The sequence below is a fragment of the Mesorhizobium sp. M0491 genome, from assembly GCF_040321265.1.
In the GTDB taxonomy this organism is placed as follows: domain Bacteria; phylum Pseudomonadota; class Alphaproteobacteria; order Rhizobiales; family Rhizobiaceae; genus Mesorhizobium.
Window position 1 is genome coordinate 100,167 of sequence record NZ_JAMYRE010000012.1, and the last position, 14,922, is coordinate 115,088.

At 63.9% G+C, this 14,922-nt stretch carries 17 protein-coding genes; 10 read left to right on the forward strand and 7 right to left on the reverse strand.

Translation table 11 applies throughout. The features are described from left to right. The first annotated feature begins 34 nt into the window (after positions 1–34). The 5 genes from araD1 to NKI69_RS17335 all read left to right on the forward strand — a co-directional run bounded on the left by araD1 (position 35) and on the right by NKI69_RS17335 (position 4,956). Complete coding sequence (gene araD1 / locus NKI69_RS17315; protein ID WP_352609329.1) at positions 35–1,033, forward strand: AraD1 family protein; 999 nt, start codon at positions 35–37, stop codon at positions 1,031–1,033. Positions 1,034–1,085: 52 nt separating this feature from the next. Next, on the forward strand, positions 1,086–2,111 hold the full coding sequence (locus NKI69_RS17320; protein ID WP_023808813.1) for an ABC transporter substrate-binding protein: 1,026 nt from the start codon (positions 1,086–1,088) through the stop codon (positions 2,109–2,111). Positions 2,112–2,186: 75 nt separating this feature from the next. Further along, positions 2,187–3,290, forward strand: coding sequence for an ABC transporter ATP-binding protein (locus NKI69_RS17325; protein WP_352722164.1), 1,104 nt, complete (start codon positions 2,187–2,189; stop codon positions 3,288–3,290). Further along, entirely contained in the window at positions 3,287–4,159 is an 873-nt protein-coding gene (locus NKI69_RS17330) for an ABC transporter permease (RefSeq protein WP_352722166.1), read from the forward strand. The genes NKI69_RS17325 and NKI69_RS17330 overlap by 4 nt, the downstream gene beginning before the upstream one ends. Continuing rightward, complete coding sequence (locus NKI69_RS17335) at positions 4,156–4,956, forward strand: ABC transporter permease (RefSeq protein ID WP_023808816.1); 801 nt, start codon at positions 4,156–4,158, stop codon at positions 4,954–4,956. The genes NKI69_RS17330 and NKI69_RS17335 overlap by 4 nt, the downstream gene beginning before the upstream one ends. 90 nt (positions 4,957–5,046) lie before the next feature. On the opposite strand, the gene NKI69_RS17340 is transcribed toward NKI69_RS17335, so the two are convergent. The 6 genes from NKI69_RS17340 to NKI69_RS17365 are packed head-to-tail and all read right to left on the reverse strand — an operon-like array spanning position 5,047 to position 9,401. Next, positions 5,047–6,306 carry an ABC transporter substrate-binding protein gene (locus NKI69_RS17340; protein WP_352722168.1) on the reverse strand — a complete coding sequence of 420 codons (1,260 nt, stop codon included), beginning with the start codon at positions 6,304–6,306 and terminating at the stop codon, positions 5,047–5,049. A gap of 49 nt (positions 6,307–6,355) precedes the next feature. After that, a complete protein-coding gene (locus NKI69_RS17345) occupies positions 6,356–6,784 on the reverse strand; it encodes a DUF4440 domain-containing protein (protein ID WP_352722170.1) in 429 nt (142 codons plus the stop codon). Beyond that, complete coding sequence (locus NKI69_RS17350; RefSeq protein ID WP_352673981.1) at positions 6,781–7,836, reverse strand: aldo/keto reductase; 1,056 nt, start codon at positions 7,834–7,836, stop codon at positions 6,781–6,783. Before NKI69_RS17350 ends, NKI69_RS17345 begins: the two co-directional genes overlap by 4 nt. After that, positions 7,833–8,186 carry a TIGR04076 family protein gene (locus tag NKI69_RS17355; protein ID WP_352673979.1) on the reverse strand — a complete coding sequence of 118 codons (354 nt, stop codon included), beginning with the start codon at positions 8,184–8,186 and terminating at the stop codon, positions 7,833–7,835. Before NKI69_RS17355 ends, NKI69_RS17350 begins: the two co-directional genes overlap by 4 nt. Before the next feature lies 1 nt (position 8,187). Beyond that, the gene (locus NKI69_RS17360; protein ID WP_352673978.1) at positions 8,188–8,670 is read right to left on the reverse strand and encodes a DUF3830 family protein; all 483 of its coding nucleotides are present in this window, start codon (positions 8,668–8,670) and stop codon (positions 8,188–8,190) included. Then, entirely contained in the window at positions 8,667–9,401 is a 735-nt protein-coding gene (locus NKI69_RS17365; RefSeq protein WP_127327034.1) for a GntR family transcriptional regulator, read from the reverse strand. Before NKI69_RS17365 ends, NKI69_RS17360 begins: the two co-directional genes overlap by 4 nt. A 126-nt stretch (positions 9,402–9,527) precedes the next feature. Here NKI69_RS17365 and NKI69_RS17370 point away from each other — a divergent pair, with 126 nt between their 5' ends. From NKI69_RS17370 to NKI69_RS17390, 5 genes are read left to right on the forward strand one after another with little or no spacing between them, the layout of a single operon-like run. After that, positions 9,528–10,325: an ABC transporter ATP-binding protein gene (locus NKI69_RS17370; protein ID WP_352609324.1), complete on the forward strand. Its 798-nt coding sequence runs from the start codon at positions 9,528–9,530 to the stop codon at positions 10,323–10,325. Then, complete coding sequence (locus tag NKI69_RS17375) at positions 10,322–11,071, forward strand: branched-chain amino acid ABC transporter ATP-binding protein (protein WP_128302371.1); 750 nt, start codon at positions 10,322–10,324, stop codon at positions 11,069–11,071. Before NKI69_RS17370 ends, NKI69_RS17375 begins: the two co-directional genes overlap by 4 nt. Then, on the forward strand, positions 11,068–11,976 hold the full coding sequence (locus NKI69_RS17380) for a branched-chain amino acid ABC transporter permease (protein WP_352722173.1): 909 nt from the start codon (positions 11,068–11,070) through the stop codon (positions 11,974–11,976). Before NKI69_RS17375 ends, NKI69_RS17380 begins: the two co-directional genes overlap by 4 nt. Beyond that, complete coding sequence (locus NKI69_RS17385) at positions 11,973–12,956, forward strand: branched-chain amino acid ABC transporter permease (RefSeq protein ID WP_352722242.1); 984 nt, start codon at positions 11,973–11,975, stop codon at positions 12,954–12,956. The genes NKI69_RS17380 and NKI69_RS17385 overlap by 4 nt, the downstream gene beginning before the upstream one ends. Beyond that, positions 12,953–14,257, forward strand: a complete 1,305-nt coding sequence (locus NKI69_RS17390; protein ID WP_352722175.1) for an NAD(P)/FAD-dependent oxidoreductase — start codon at positions 12,953–12,955, stop codon at positions 14,255–14,257. Before NKI69_RS17385 ends, NKI69_RS17390 begins: the two co-directional genes overlap by 4 nt. Here the strand turns inward: NKI69_RS17390 and NKI69_RS17395 are convergent. Continuing rightward, positions 14,254–14,922, reverse strand: a complete 669-nt coding sequence (locus NKI69_RS17395) for a GntR family transcriptional regulator (protein ID WP_352554771.1) — start codon at positions 14,920–14,922, stop codon at positions 14,254–14,256. The genes NKI69_RS17390 and NKI69_RS17395 overlap by 4 nt on opposite strands.

Below are 14,922 nucleotides of genomic sequence, written 5' to 3' on the forward strand. Positions count from 1 at the left end.
CCCGTACGGCTCCAAGGGAAGAAGGTTAGTATTCATGCGTCTTGTTCAGTTCAGAATGGCCGACGGCAGCAGAGGGGTTGGCCGTGTCTCGGATGACGGCAATCATCTGCACCCGCTCGAAAAGACCGGCAGCGTGCTGGAGCTGGCCGAAGCGGCAATTGCCCAGGGCACGTCGATCGCAGCGCTGGTCGAGAAGCAGACGGGCACAGCGAAAATCGACTACGACCAACTGTTACGCGATGGCCAGGTGCTCGCTCCGGTCGACCATCCGGAACCGGCGCGCTTCCTGGTCACCGGGACCGGCCTGACCCACACGGGAAGCGCCGCCGCGCGCAACCAGATGCATGTTCTGACCCATGGCGAAGGTACCGAGGAATCGGATTCGCTGAAGATTTTCCGTATGGGCCTGGAAGGCGGCAAGCCTGCCGCCGGGCAGATCGGCATCCAGCCCGAATGGTTCTTCAAGGGCGTCGGCACCTGTGTCGTGCCGCCCGGCGCGCCGCTGCCGATGCCGGCCTTCGCGCGCGCCGGCGCCGAAGAGGCCGAGATCGTCGGCCTCTATCTCAACGGGCCGGACGGCCGCCCCTATCGGATCGGCTATGCGCTCGGCAACGAATATTCCGACCATGTGACGGAGGGCGAGAACTACCTCTACCTCGCCCACTCCAAGCTTCGCTCCTGCTCCATCGGACCCGAGCTGCTGATCGGTGACCTGCCCGAAGAAGTGCGCGGCCATTCGCGCATCCTGCGCGACGGCACCGTCATCTGGGAGCAGGAGTTCCTGTCGGGCGAAGCGCACATGTCGCACTCGATCGCCAATCTCGAACACTTCCATTTCCGCTACCCGATGCACCGCAGGGCGGGCGACCTGCATGCCTATTTCTTCGGCGCGGCGGTGATGAGCTACGCCTCCGGCGTCAAGACGGCTTCCGGCGACGAGTATGAAATCCAGGCACAGACATTCGGCAAGCCACTGCGCAACCGGATGGTGTCGGTGCCGGACGAGGGACTGGTCGCTGTTACCCAGCTGTGACGGCGCAGGCCCGGAAATTACGGTCCACCAGAACGACAATGGGAGATTAAAAATGGGACTGAAGAAAGCGTTTCTAAGACTAGCGACAATCGGGCTCGGCATCGGCCTGATGACATCGGCGGCACTCGCCGCGAACCTGCGGGTACTGGCCTGGGACGGCTACGCCGATGCCGACTGGGTCAAGGACTTCACCGCCGCGACCGGGATCGGCGTCGATGTCGTCTTCATCGGCAGCGACGACGAGATCTGGGCCAAGATCAAGGGCAGCGAAGGCCAGGACTTCGACGTCTTCGCCGTCAACACCGCCCAGTTGCAGCGCTACATCAAAGCCGACCTGGTGTCGCCGATCGACGTCACGAAGCTCGCCAACCAGAAAGAAGTGCTGCCGCGCTTCCGCGACCTGACGGCGGTCAGCGGCGTGACCAAGGACGGCAAGGTCTACGGCATTCCGTTCTGCTTCGACTCCATCGGCCTGATCTACGATACGGACAAGGTCAAGCCGGCGCCGACCTCGATGTCGGTTCTGTGGGACCCGGCCTACAAGGGCAAGGTTCTGGCCTATGACAATGGCGAGCACAATTTCTCGTTCACCGCACTGACGCTCGGCTACAAGGATCCGTTCAACCTCAACGAACAGCAGATGGCGGCGGTCAAGGCCAAGCTGGTCGAACTCAAGCGCAACGTGCTGAGCTTCTACACCACCGCCGACGAGGCGCAGCAGATCTACCAGAACAATGACGTGGCCCTGATCTGGGCCAATTACGGCCAGCAGCAGGTCAAGGCGCTGCAGAAGATCGGCGCCCATGTCGCCTACGTCAACCCAAGCGAGGGCGCGCTCGCCTGGCTCGACAACTGGGTCATTTCCAAGGGTGTCCGTGACAATGCGGCAGCCGAGAAATGGATCGACTTCATGCTGAGCAAGAAGGTCGGCGGCGAGCTTTCCGAGCGCACCGGCTTCGGCAACACGGTGACGGAAACCGGCAGCGCCGGTGGCAACGACACGCTGGTCTGGCTCAACAATGTCGAGGACCCGCTCAAGCGGTCGGACATGTGGAACGAGGTCAAGGCGACGCCCTGATCTTTCCGCACCATGCCTTCGAAGGACCAGGCGGTCCGGAATTCCGGACCGCCGAAGCGTATGCGAGAGTATTTCATGAACCAGAACACCGACCTCTTGACGCTGCGGTCCGTCTCGAAATCCTACGGCACGGTTCCCGTGCTGCACGACATCGACCTGTCGATCCGGGACGGTGAGTTCCTCACCGTTCTTGGACCATCCGGCTCCGGCAAGACCACGGTGCTGCGGCTGATCGGCGGGCTGGAGCCGCTGACGTCGGGCGAGATCCACCTTGATGGGCAAGACATCAGCCGCATGCCGATCAACCGGCGGCCGTTCAATACCGTGTTCCAGGACTATGCGCTGTTCCCGCACCTGACCGTTTCCGGCAATGTCGGCTACGGGCTTTCGGTTCGCCATATCCAGCGCAAGGAAATCGCGCGCCGTGTCGCGGAGGCGCTGGAGTTAGTCCAGCTTGGGCGTTTCGCCGACCGCTTTCCCGCGCAGCTCTCCGGCGGCCAGCGCCAGCGCGTCGCGCTCGCCCGTGCTCTGATCTGCCAGCCGCGCCTGATCCTGCTCGACGAGCCGCTGGCGGCACTCGACCTCGAACTGCGCCGGCAGATGCAGATCTTCCTGAAATCCATCCAGCGAGAAATCAAGACCACCTTCCTGTTCGTCACCCATGACCAGGAAGAAGCCATCGGCATGGCCGATCGGATCTGCGTCATGGAGGCCGGTCATATCCGCCAGCTCGGCACGCCGCACGACCTTTACTACAGACCGAATTGCGAGTTCGTCGCGCGTTTCTTCGGCGAGAACAATCTGGTGGCCGGAAAACTTGGGGCCGTCCAGGGCGAGTTGCGATCAATCGAAACGACGCTCGGCCGCCTGGTCTGCTCGATCAGTGACCAGCCGCATTTGAAGGGCGCAGCGGATGGCGCCAGCGCCTACGCTGCGTTCCGTCCCGAGGCCTTGCATCTTGCAGACGCAAAGGACACCGACAACCGTTTTTCCGGCACGATCTCCGACATGGCCTTTGCCGGCTCGTCGAGCGTCGCCACCATCGCGGCAGGCCCAGACAATGCTGCGCAACGCTTGCGGCTGCGCGTGCCGAGCCGCATCGACGGCAGCGCGCTCAAATCCGGCGAGGCTGTATCGCTTTCGTTTGCGCCGTATGAAGGCCATCTGGTGCTGGCATGAGCGAAGCCGGCTCGACACTCACTGCGGAAAGACGACTGTCGCTGCTGGTCACGGTGCTGGCGTTTGCCTTGCCGGTGGTCTTCGTCCTGGTGCCGCTGGCGATCTTCCTCGGCTACAGCTTCTTCAGTGTCGACCAGGGCACCATCGTCTACGGGTTATCCCTGGGCAACTATATCAGGTTCCTCACCGACCCAGTCTTTCTGCCGGTGTTCTGGAACACCATCGTGCTGTGCGTGTCGGTGGCCATCATCTGCATCCTGCTCGCCTATCCCGCCGCCTATTTCCTGACGACACTGAAAGGGCGCTGGCGCTATGCCTTGCTGATGCTGCTGCTGGTGCCGCTGCTGATGAGCTACGTCATCAAGATCTATGCGATCCGCAGCATCCTCGGCCTCAACGGCTTCCTCAACAAGGCACTGGTGGCGCTCGGTATCCTGCAGGAACCGTCGACGCTTTTCGTGTTCAACATGAACGCCATCCTGCTGACGCTGACGCTGCTCTTGATCCCCTTCGCCATCCTGCCGATCTTCCTGTCGCTGGAGCGGATTCCGCAGGTGCTGCTGCGCGCCTCCGACGATCTCGGCGCAAGCGGCTTGCAGACCTTCCTGCGCATCACCTTGCCACTCAGCCTGCCCGGCGTCGCTTCGGCGGCGAGCTTCGTCTTCGTGCTGGCGATCGGCGATTTCCTGACGCCGCAAATGGTCGGCGGCATCAGCGGCTTCACCTTCGGCCGCATCCTCTACAGCCAGTTCGGCACGGCCTATAACTGGCCGTTCGGCGCGGCGCTGTCGGTGGCGCTGGCCGTCGTGGTGATCGCCGCAATCCTCGTCGGCGAACGCTTTGGCCGCAACCGGGGGACTTCGGTATGAGCGCCCTGCCCCGACTGTCCACGATCTTTCTGGCCGCGATCACGACACTGGTTGCGGTCCTGCTCTACAGCCCGCTGTTCGTGCCGATCGTGTCGTCGTTCTTCACCATTTCGCATGGTTCCGTCGACTGGTCGGCGCCGACCCTGTCGACCTATGTGGCGCTGGCTGAAAACCACGACATACTGGTCGCCTTGCGCACCACGCTGATCGTCGGCGTCTGCACCGTCATCCTGTCGGTGGTCAGCGGAACGCTGCTGGCGCTCTATTATCATGGGCGCCGTTCCGGACGCTCGGTGCTGCAGTTCATCATCTTCCTGCCGTTCCTGATGCCACCGATCATCAGCGGCCTAGCGCTGCTGATCTTCTTCCGCGAAATCGGCCTCGAACGCTCGCTGCTGACGGTCGTCATCGGGCATACGGTTTTCGTGCTGGCGATCGTCTACCGCACGGTGCTGATGCGGCTGCAGTCGATGAGCCGCACGCTGGTCGAAGCGTCCTACGATCTCGGTGCCACGGGCTGGCAGACGTTCTGGCGCATTATCCTGCCGAACCTGTCGAGCGCCATGGTCGGCGGCGCCATCCTGGCCTTCGCGCTGTCGTTCGACGAGACCATGATCACGATCCTGGTCACAGGTACCCAGAGCACGCTGCCGGTCAGGCTGTGGGCAATGATGCGGCTTGGCTTCTCACCTGACATCAATGCGCTGGTAGCGCTGATCCTGATGTTCACAGTGCTGCTCTGCGTGCTCGCCGCCCGCTTTCTCATCCCCAGGCAGGTCGCGACGGAACGGACTTGAGTGCCGGGCAAGAGCGCAGCAATGAAGCAGCCATAGTCTTGGTCCGGCATCGATGCTGATACAATCGATGCCGGACAAACGGAATGATGCTTACTGAAGCTTGGCTTGCAAGGCGTTGACATCGTCGGTGGTCATTTCACCGTCCGTCGCCACCTTGCCGTCGACGATCTTCCACAGCCGGAACGGGCCTGTGATGTCGCCATATTTATCGAAGGCGACCGGGCCGATCACGCCTTCGTAGCGGATCGGCTTGCCGTCCTTGATCAAGCCGAGCGCCTTGGCGAACTCTTCCTTGCCGGCAAAGATCGGCGTGCCGGCCGGATCGACCGCCTTGTACATCGCGTCCTTGATCTTGGCCGGATCCTCCGAACCGGCAATGGCGATGGCGAGGCCAACAATCGCGCCGGCGTCATAGGAGCGGTCGGCTGCCGGATTGGTCGGTTCGATGCCGGAGAATTCCTTGTAGTTCTTGGTGAAATACTCCGTCGAGGCCGTCGGGCTGGTGCCGGACGACGTGCCGTAGGCTTCCTTCAGATAATCGGCGCCGACGGATTCGATGAAATCAGGGCTGTTCATGCCGTCATTGAGCAGGAATTTCTGCACGCCGCCTTGCGAGATCCAGGTGCGGGCAACCGTGGCGCCGTCGACCGGCGTGCTGACGAGATAGAGCCCGTCCGGTTCGCCGGCCATCGCCGCCGTGACTTCCGAGGCATAGCTCGACTGCTTCTCGTTGTAGGGCGTGTCGGAGACGATGGTGCCGCCGAGCGCTTTATAGGCACGCGAGAATTCGGCCACCATGTTGACGCCGAAATCGTTGTTGACGTGGATGATCGACAGTTTCTTGAAGCCCTTGTCGACGGCATATTTGGCGGCGGCGACGCCCTGCAGCGCATCCGAAGTGATGGTGCGGAAGAAGATGCCGTTGGTCTTGCCGTCGCGGCCGAGCGCGGTCAGCGTCGGCGAGGACGAAGCCGGCGAGACCTGGACGATCTTGGCGGGTGCCGTGACCGAGGTCAGGATCGGGATCGACACCGAAGAGATGATGCCACCGATGATGACCGGCACCTTCTTGACCTGAACCAACTGGGTGGCGGCGTCGACGGCGATGTTGCCCTGGCTCTGGCTGTCGCGCGTGTCGGTGACGAGATCGCAGCCGCGCACACCGCCGGCTCCGTTGATGTCGCGGAAGGCCATCTCGACCGACTTGGCGCCGGCCTGGCCGTATTCGCCGGCCGGACCGGTCAGTTCCATGACCAGGCCGACGGTGATCTTGCAATTGGCTGCCTGCGCGGCATCCGCCATCGTGACGAGAGCGAGCGCGGTGGTGAGTTGGAGTATCGTCTTTGTCATTGTTGTTCCCCTTTTCGTTACTCGACTGTATTTGAATTCTGGAACCTGTTCAGCGTTCCGGCACCTGCAGCCAGGTTTCATGCAGATGTCGCCATTCGACGCCGTTGGGCGCCGATGAACTGGTGGTGAAGACGGCGCTCGACTGGCGTCGGCTGTGCTTGTCTGCGCGCAGCTGCGCTTCGACATAAAGGACGACGATGGTATCGGCGTCCTGCCAGCCGGGCCGGATATCCTCGATCGAAATGGCAAAACCGTCGTCGCAAGAGGCGCGGCTTGAGCGGACATGGTCGACGACCGCTTCGCGGTCGAGGATCTGCCCGTCCGGCGCGACCATGCTGAGGTCTTTTCCCATCGCGCGTTCGAAGCGGCCGAAATCAGCCGTGTTGGCGCGCGCGGCGACGAACCAGTCGACAAAGAAGCGGTGCAGGTCGATGATTTCGGCACTGGCGCGTGAAAACAGGGAGGGTTCGCCGCTCATTTCTTCCCCGCATTGAGGTTGTAATGCATGATCGAACCGTGGCGGCCGCGGCGGTCGCGTTCCAGCGTATAGACATCACCTTCGAGACCCGCGCCTTGCGCGATGACGGCCGCAATCCGCGCCCGGTCCTCGGCGTCAAGCGCCACGTCCATGATTTTCGCATTGGCAATGGCGTGCGCCTGGTTGCGGGCACCGACGATGACAGCCGCCACTTGCGGCTGTTCCAGCACCCAGGCGCTGGCGATGGTGGCAATGTCGACGCCGTGGCGGTCGCCAACGGCTTTCAGCGCCTGAAGCAGGTGCTGGAACAGATCCCAGCCGCCGAAATCATCGATGATCAGCTTGTATTTGACCAGCGAGCGGTTTTCGAGCGGCGTGGCGGGTTCGGCCGCACCGAGCCATTTGTCGCTGAGGAAGCCGCCGGCAACCGAGCCGTAACAGAGGAAGCTGACGCCGTTCTGTTTTGCGAGTGCCGCCAAGCTGTTGCCCGGCCGCTGGTCGAGCACGGAATATTGCAGCTGTTGACTGACAAGCGGGATGCCGGCGGCGAGGATTTCGGTGAGCCGCGGCGTATCGAAATTGGTGGTGCCGAGATTGCGCACCTTGCCTTCCAGCCTAAGCTCGTTGAGCCAGCCCATCGCATCGACATAGCGCGGCTGGTCATAATCCCACCAATGGAACTGCACGAGATCGAGCCGCTCGGTCTTCAGCCGCCGCAGCGACTGGTCGACGATGCCTCTGATGTAGTCGCGGCTGATGCTGGCCAGCCGTTCGAGGTCGGGCACCAGCTTGGTGTGCACCTTCATCCGGGCGGCGACGTCGAGGCCGCGCTCGCTGGCCAGCCGCAGGCGCGCGGCACCGATGAGTTCCTCGACGCCGGTGTAGATGTCGGCGCAATCATAGGTCCAGATGCCGGCATCGAAAGTGGCGATCAGATCGGCCACCGCTTGGCTGCGGTCGATGGCGCCGTGGCCACCAGCCAGCTGCCAGCCGCCGCGAATGACGCGCGAGATGGTGTAGCCGGGGCCGAGTTCGAAGGTCTTGGCACTCATCTCTGGTCATCCTCCTTCGGCAGCGGCACGGCCGTCGTCTCGGCGTGGCTGAACCGTCGCTTGGCCACCCTGACAATCCGCAGCCGGCTGGCGCAATTGGGATCGGGACAAGCGATCTCGGCGTCCGAGGTCATCCAGTCGTTCCTGTCGGTAGGGCGCTGCTTGGCCGCCAGCAGCGGCAAGACGGCGGCGAGCGAATAGATCGAAAACCCCTGCCCTGCCGGCATCGAAAGCATCTCGCCCTTGAGCTCGAAATAGTCGCCGGCCCTGGCGCCGCAATAGATCGGTTTTCCCTCGGGGATGACCGCCTCGACGCGAAGATCGAAGAGTTCGAAACTGTCGTCGGTCATTTCAGGCCTCCACCAGGCTGAAGGTGACATCGCAGGCGCCGTTGCGCCGGATGACGCCGCAAGCGGCGGCGAACTGATCGCGCTCCCCGGCACGCACCTGCGCCACCACGCTGCCGGCCAGCCAGCCGATCGGGAACAACAGCCGCGCCCCCTGCCCGTAGTAGAGGCCGATGTCGAAGATCGCATTGGGATTGCCGCCCCACATGCGTGGCGGCACATAGGACAGGACGATGTCGCCCGGCTGCGGCGTCAGCGTCGCGTTCTCGGCCGGCAACGGTTTTGCATAGGCCTGGCCCTCGAGGGCGGCGGCGGGAACTGGACAGGAAATCTCAGGCCCTGTCCACATCGCATGGATACCCGGAACGACGCGTGGCGTGCCGAGATAGGCCAAGAGGAAGGCAGCGTTTTCCGGCGCCTTCTCGGACAGCAACAATGCGGTGACGGAAAGCTTCGAACGTGGCTCGGTGATCCTGATGGCGGTCATGTCTGGTCTTTCGCGGCGGCAGCCTGCAGCTTGCTGCGCAGGAAGGTGAAGGGGCGGCTGATGTCGGCGACCAGTGATTCACGCGCGGCCTGCGCATCCTGCGTGGACAGCGCCGTGACGATGCGGCGGTGATACTGGGCGGTGTCGACCTCGCCGGCTTCCGAGAAGGCGTAGATGGCGACACGAATGCAGGGGCCTGATTGCAGCCACAGGCTTTCGATCATCGGGATCAGCACGGCCGAGCCGCAGGAGCGGTAGATCTCGAAGTGAAAGCTCTGGTTGAGCGTCACTTCGCGATCGACGTCCTTCTTGTGTTTCAGCGCCCGCATCTCGTCCCATTCGCCGAGAATGGTTTCGATGGTGGCGATCTGGCGCGGACCCATGCGGGCGGCCGCCAGCGCGATCGCCTCGCCCTCGATCAGGATGCGGGCACGCAAGAGATCATCGAGGCGTTCCAATGTGATCGGCGGCACACGCACCGAACGGTTGGGAAGCGCCTCCAGCGCCTTTTCCGTGATCAGCCGGCCGAGCGCCTCGCGCACCGGCATGGTCGAAGTGACCAGCGCATCGGCCAGGCCACGGATGGTCAACACCTGGCTCGGCTCGAACAGGCCGCCGATCAAGGCACGGCGCAGTTCGGAGTAGACGCGGTCCTGCACCGTTTCGCGGCCGACCGGCGCAAGTTGGGCCGCGATCGCCTCGTTGTTCTTTTCGATGGCAGCCTTTTGCATGGAATTCCGTTCTTGGCCGGTTTTCGGCTTGCGGATGAAATTAAAGCCGAATAGCGTGATCAAAGCAAGTGTGATCACAAATCATAATCAGAAGGCGGCAACGATCGTCTTCGGCCAGAGGGTTTGATGAGCGAGGCAACCAAACGGCAAGGGGAAACCCGCGCGCCGGTTCTGACGGCAAGAAATGTCGTCAGGCGGTTCGGCGGCCTTGTCGCGGTCAACGATGTCTCGTTTGAAGTCAAAGCGGGAGAAATCCTCGGCCTGATCGGCCCCAACGGCGCCGGCAAGACGACGATGTTCGACCTGCTTGCCGGAAGCATCCTGCCGACCAGCGGTGAAATCCTTCTCAACGGTACGCCAGTCTCGGGCGAAGCCGCACATCTGCGCATCGGACGCGGTCTCGGCCGCACCTTCCAGATACCGCGCCCGCTGCCCAATCTGACGCTGATCGAAAACATCATGCTGGCGGCACAAGGTCAGGCCGGCGAAAAGCTGCTCGCCAATTTCGTGACGCCATGGCGCGTCGCCGCGCAGGAAAGAGCCGCCAGGACAAAGGCGCTCGAACTGCTGGAACTGGTCACCCTCACCCGCCTCGCACATGAGCCGGCGCGCGTGCTTTCCGGCGGCCAGCGCAAGCTCCTCGAACTCGCCCGCGTCATGATGGCCGACCCGGCGATCATCCTGCTCGACGAACCGGCCGCCGGAGTCAACGCGACGCTGCTCGAAGTCATCATCGAACGCATCCGCGACATCAATGCGCGCGGCATCACCTTCCTGCTAATCGAGCACAATATCGACATGGTGACGCGGCTTTGCCATCGCGTCCTCGTCATGGCGAGCGGCCAGCTGCTCAGCGAAGGCACGGCAGAGGAAGTCGCCCGCGACCCACGTGTCATCGAGGCCTATCTCGGAGGCGCGGCATGAGCGAGATCGTCCTCGATGTCCGCGACCTCGAGGCCGGCTACGAGCCCGGCGTGCCGATCGTGCGCGGCGCCTCGATCATCGTCGCCAAGGGTGAGATCGTCGTCGTGCTGGGCCCCAACGGCGCCGGCAAGTCGAGCTTCATCAAGGCAATCGCCGGCCTCGTCCCGATCACCGGCGGCACGGTGTTTCTGGACGGCAAGGACATCACGGCCGCGCCTGCCCACACCATGGTTCGGCTCGGGCTTGCCTTCGTGCCGCAGACCGAAAACATCTTTCCGCTGATGTCGGTCGAGGACAATCTCAAAGTCGCCTGCGGCATCCTCGAACGGCGCGAGATCCCTGGCCGCATCGAGGAGATGTATTCGGCCTTCCCCGATCTCGTGCGCCAGCGTCGCACCGCCGCCGGCAATTTGTCGGGCGGGCAGCGGCAGATGCTGGCCGTCGCGCGCGCGCTGATCGTCCACCCCAAAGTGCTGGTTCTGGACGAGCCGTCGGCCGGCCTGTCGCCGAAATTCGTCTCGATGGTGTTCGAGATGCTGGCCGGCATCCGCAAGTCCGGCGTCACCATCCTTTTGGTCGAGCAGAATGCCAAGGCGGCACTCGCCATCGGCGACCGCGCCTATGTGCTGGTCGAAGGCAAGGACCGGCACGAGGGCATCGCCTCCGAACTATGGAACGATCCGGTGGTCGCCGAACTCTATCTTGGCCAGCGCCCCCGTAAGGCCGACACGGGAGGTGCGGCATGAGCCTGCAATTTGTCGTCGACGGATTGCTGACGGGTTCGATGATCGGCCTCGGCGCCATCGGCGTGACGCTCACCTATTCGATCCTGCGCTTCTCGAACTTTGCCCATGGCGACTTCATGGCCTGGGGAACCTATGCGACGCTGGCCGTCGTCAGCGCCATCGGCGCGACAGTCGGCAAGGTGGCGCCGATCGCACCGTTGTCCTTCGGCTGGCCGCTCATTGTTGCGCTCGCTATCGGCATGGCCTTCACCGCGCTCTTGGCGCTGCTGCTCGACAAGGTGCTGTTTTCGCGGCTTCGCTCGCAAGGCCAGGCGATCATCGTGGTGATGGCGAGCTTCGGCGCCTCGATGGCGCTGAGAAGCTTGCTCGAATTCACTTTCACCTCGCGGCCGACCTATTTCAGCCGGGCAATCCAGATCGCCATGCCGGTCGGCTTCGGCATCCGCATCACGCCCGACCAGATCGCCCTGCTGCTACTGACCGCGGTGCTGGTGCTCGGCGTGCATCTGTTGATAACGCGCACGCAGACCGGCCGCTCGATGCAGGCCTTGAGCCAGAACGCGGCGCTGGCCCGCATCGTCGGCATCGATGTCGCCAGCGTGGTGCGCGTCACCTGGGTCATCGGCGGGGCGCTGGCCTGCGTGGCCGGCGTGATGATCGGCATCCTGGTGCAGATCCGCCCGTTCATGGGTTTCGACATGCTGCTGCCGATGTTCGCTGCCGCCATTCTCGGCGGCATCGGCAGCATTCCTGGCGCGGTGCTCGGTGGCTTGATCATCGGGTTCGCCGAAGCCGGTGCAGTACAGCTGATCGGAGCCGAGTGGCGCGCCGCCGTCTCCTTCATCATCCTGATGGCGGTGCTGTTCGTGCGGCCTATCGGCCTGTTTGGTGTGAGGGAACGCTGATGGACCTGCTCGGCTACGGCGCCTTCTTCCTGACCACCGCGCTGATCTTTTCGCTGGTCACGCTGGGGCTCAATCTGCAATGGGGGCTGACCGGCCTGTTCAATGTCGGCCTCGCCGGCTTCGTCGCCATCGGCGCCTATACATCGGTGCTGCTGACCACACCGGACGATGCCGCGCGGCTGGGCGGCTTCGGCCTGCCGATCCTTGTCGGCTGGCTCGGCGCCATGGTTGTCGGCGGCATCGCCGCGGCGCTTACCGGCATGGCGACGCTGCGGCTGAGATCCGACTATCTTGCGATCACCACCTTCGGCGTCGCCGTGGTGGTGCAACTGGTCGCGCTCAACGCGCAGAAGCTGACCGGCGGCCCGTTCGGCATCGGTTTCATCCCGCGCCCCTTCGGCAGCCTTGCCGAGACGCCGCTGCTGTTCAACCTGTCCAACCTCGCGGTCGTATCGGTGGTGACGCTGATCGCCTATCTCGCTTTGGAGCACCTGTCGCGCAGCCCATGGGGGCGGGTTTTGAAGGCGTTGCGCGAGGATGAGCGGGCGGCGATCTCGCTTGGCAAGAGCGCGCGTTTCTACCGCGTCCAGGCCTTTGCCGTCGGCGGCGCCATCATGGCGCTGGCCGGCGCACTGCAGGCGCACTTCACCGGCTTCATCGCGCCGGACAATTACCTGCCGATCCTGACCTTCCAGGTCTGGGTGATGCTGATCGTCGGCGGCTCGGGCAGTAATCTTGGCGCCGTCATCGGCAGCATCCTGGTGTGGGCGATATGGGCCGGATCGGGCACGCTGACCAGCATCCTGTTCCCGCCGGAACAGCAGGCTCGCGCCGCCGCGCTGCAGATCGCCGCCATCGGCGTCATGCTCTGCGTCATCCTGCTGATCCGGCCGAACGGCCTGTTCGGCGACAGGCCGCGGCGGCGCCGCTTCAGCAAGCGGGCGAAGATCGCTGCGGGCGAGAGCAGTTCCGGCTCATGAATGCCGTGATCCGGCAGGAGGCACAAGGCGCTTCGCTCTGGCATGCCGTCAGCGGTAGCCGCCGCGAGCGGCCGGCGCTGCAAGGTGGGCTCAATGTCGACCTGGCCATTGTCGGCGGCGGCTTTTCCGGCCTTTCAACCGCGCTGCACGCCGCCGGGAAAGGCCTTTCCGTCGCCGTTCTCGAAGCCGAATTCATCGCCTGGGGCGCGACCGGCAGGAATGCGGGCTTCGTCGTACCAAACTTCGCCAAGATGGACCCGGTCGACATACTGGCCCATCTCGGACCTTCGCGCGGCGAAAGACTGATCGATTTCGCCGCCGGCAGCGCCGACCTGGTCTTCCGCCTGATCCGGCAGCACGGCATCGACTGCGACGCGGTGCAGAACGGGTGGATCCAGCCGGCGCATTCGCCAGCCGCCTTCGAGAAGGTCAAGTCACGTGCCGGGCAATGGGCACAGCTTGGCCGGCCGGCAGTCACACTGGATCGGCAGGAAGTCGAAGCACTGACGGGTGTGCCAGGCTATGTCGGTGGCTGGATGGATCGTTCTGGCGGCGTGCTCAATCCGGTCGCCTATGCACGCGGGCTCGCCGATGCGGCGGAGAAGGCCGGCGCGCGCATCTTCGAGCTGACGCGCGTCACCTCGGTTGATCGCATAGCCGATGGCTGGGTGCTGAAAACGCCGGCGGGATCGGTACGCGCCGCAAAGGTGTTGATCGCCACCAACGCCTATGGCTGGTCCCTCAATCCGTCATTGCAGCGAACCTATTTCCCGCTCAAGGTTTTCCAGATCGCCACGGCGCCGCTGCCGCCCGAAATCCGCGCGCGCCTCTTGCCCGGTGGGCAAGGTGTCGGCGACACCAGGCGCAATCTCTTCACCTTCCGCTTCGACGCCGACAACCGGCTGATCAGCGGCGGCATGCACATCCTTGGCACCGGTGCCGACACGCGCGTACCGCAGACGATCTGGCGAAGGCTTGGCCGACATCTCAATCTGCCCGACCTGCCGCCACTCGCCTATAGCTGGTCGGGAATGGCCGCGGTCGAACCGGATTTCCTGCCGCACCTAATCGACCTCGGCCCAGGCCTGATCGCCGGGCGCGCCTGCAACGGCCGCGGCATCGCCATGACCACGGCGATGGGCAAGGTTCTGGCGGACTGGGCCTCTGGAACCGAGGCCCGCGACCTGTCGCTGCCCTTTGCGCCGCCGGCGCCAATCCCGTTCCATGCCTTGCTGCGGCACGCGCCCAACATGCTGCTCGGCTGGAGCATGCTGCGCGATCGGCTGGACAGGACGAGCTAGGCCGACAGTAGCTTGGCAGCGTCAAGGTTTGCCGACAGCACGGCGGCCGCCATCGCGATGTCCTCTTCTATGAAGACCCGCACAGTGGGGCCGCTGCGTTGCTCCAGTGCGGCGACGATCTTGCGATGCGCGTCGTTGGAGTGCGGGATGTAGCGATCGGCCTGCATCAGCAGCTTGAGATAGGGTCCAACCCGCCCCCAGAGGTCGCGGATCATGTTCAACAGGATCGGCGCGCCGGCCTGCTGGTAGATGGCAAAGTGGAACGCTTCGTTCAGCGTCAGATAGGCCCGAGCGTCACCGGCCTCGATGGCACGCTGCATGCCGGCGAGCGTGGCCTGGATGTCAGCGAGCGCGCTCTCCGTCATCCTGGTCGCTGCCATCTCGCCCGCCAGTCCCTCGACGGCGATGCGGATGCGCGTCAGCTCCTCGAAGGCAGGCGCGGACAGCAACGGCACGATGACCGAGCGGTTGTTCTGCATCTCGAGCAGCCGCTCGGCGACAAGCCTCTGCAGCGCCTCGCGGATCGGTGTCGTCGAGATGCCGAAGGTCTCGGCGAGCTTGCGGATGACCAGCGTCTGCCCGGGGCTGAAGCCACCGGAAATCAATTCCTGCTTGAGCGAGCCATAGGCGCGGTCATTCAGGGTTTGATGTTCGAGCTTCAGCAT

What these genes read in the sequence shown, in the direction of transcription:
- araD1 (WP_352609329.1), top strand. Translation starts at nt 35, where the DNA reads ATGCGTCTTGTTCAGTTCAGAATGGCCGACGGCAGCAGAGGGGTTGGC.
- NKI69_RS17320 (WP_023808813.1), top strand. Translation starts at nt 1,086, where the DNA reads ATGGGACTGAAGAAAGCGTTTCTAAGACTAGCGACAATCGGGCTCGGC.
- NKI69_RS17325 (WP_352722164.1), top strand. Translation starts at nt 2,187, where the DNA reads ATGAACCAGAACACCGACCTCTTGACGCTGCGGTCCGTCTCGAAATCC.
- NKI69_RS17330 (WP_352722166.1), top strand. Translation starts at nt 3,287, where the DNA reads ATGAGCGAAGCCGGCTCGACACTCACTGCGGAAAGACGACTGTCGCTG.
- NKI69_RS17335 (WP_023808816.1), top strand. Translation starts at nt 4,156, where the DNA reads ATGAGCGCCCTGCCCCGACTGTCCACGATCTTTCTGGCCGCGATCACG.
- NKI69_RS17340 (WP_352722168.1), bottom strand. Translation starts at nt 6,306, where the DNA reads ATGACAAAGACGATACTCCAACTCACCACCGCGCTCGCTCTCGTCACG.
- NKI69_RS17345 (WP_352722170.1), bottom strand. Translation starts at nt 6,784, where the DNA reads ATGAGCGGCGAACCCTCCCTGTTTTCACGCGCCAGTGCCGAAATCATC.
- NKI69_RS17350 (WP_352673981.1), bottom strand. Translation starts at nt 7,836, where the DNA reads ATGAGTGCCAAGACCTTCGAACTCGGCCCCGGCTACACCATCTCGCGC.
- NKI69_RS17355 (WP_352673979.1), bottom strand. Translation starts at nt 8,186, where the DNA reads ATGACCGACGACAGTTTCGAACTCTTCGATCTTCGCGTCGAGGCGGTC.
- NKI69_RS17360 (WP_352673978.1), bottom strand. Translation starts at nt 8,670, where the DNA reads ATGACCGCCATCAGGATCACCGAGCCACGTTCGAAGCTTTCCGTCACC.
- NKI69_RS17365 (WP_127327034.1), bottom strand. Translation starts at nt 9,401, where the DNA reads ATGCAAAAGGCTGCCATCGAAAAGAACAACGAGGCGATCGCGGCCCAA.
- NKI69_RS17370 (WP_352609324.1), top strand. Translation starts at nt 9,528, where the DNA reads ATGAGCGAGGCAACCAAACGGCAAGGGGAAACCCGCGCGCCGGTTCTG.
- NKI69_RS17375 (WP_128302371.1), top strand. Translation starts at nt 10,322, where the DNA reads ATGAGCGAGATCGTCCTCGATGTCCGCGACCTCGAGGCCGGCTACGAG.
- NKI69_RS17380 (WP_352722173.1), top strand. Translation starts at nt 11,068, where the DNA reads ATGAGCCTGCAATTTGTCGTCGACGGATTGCTGACGGGTTCGATGATC.
- NKI69_RS17390 (WP_352722175.1), top strand. Translation starts at nt 12,953, where the DNA reads ATGAATGCCGTGATCCGGCAGGAGGCACAAGGCGCTTCGCTCTGGCAT.
- NKI69_RS17395 (WP_352554771.1), bottom strand. Translation starts at nt 14,922, where the DNA reads ATGCTGAAGCTCGAACATCAAACCCTGAATGACCGCGCCTATGGCTCG.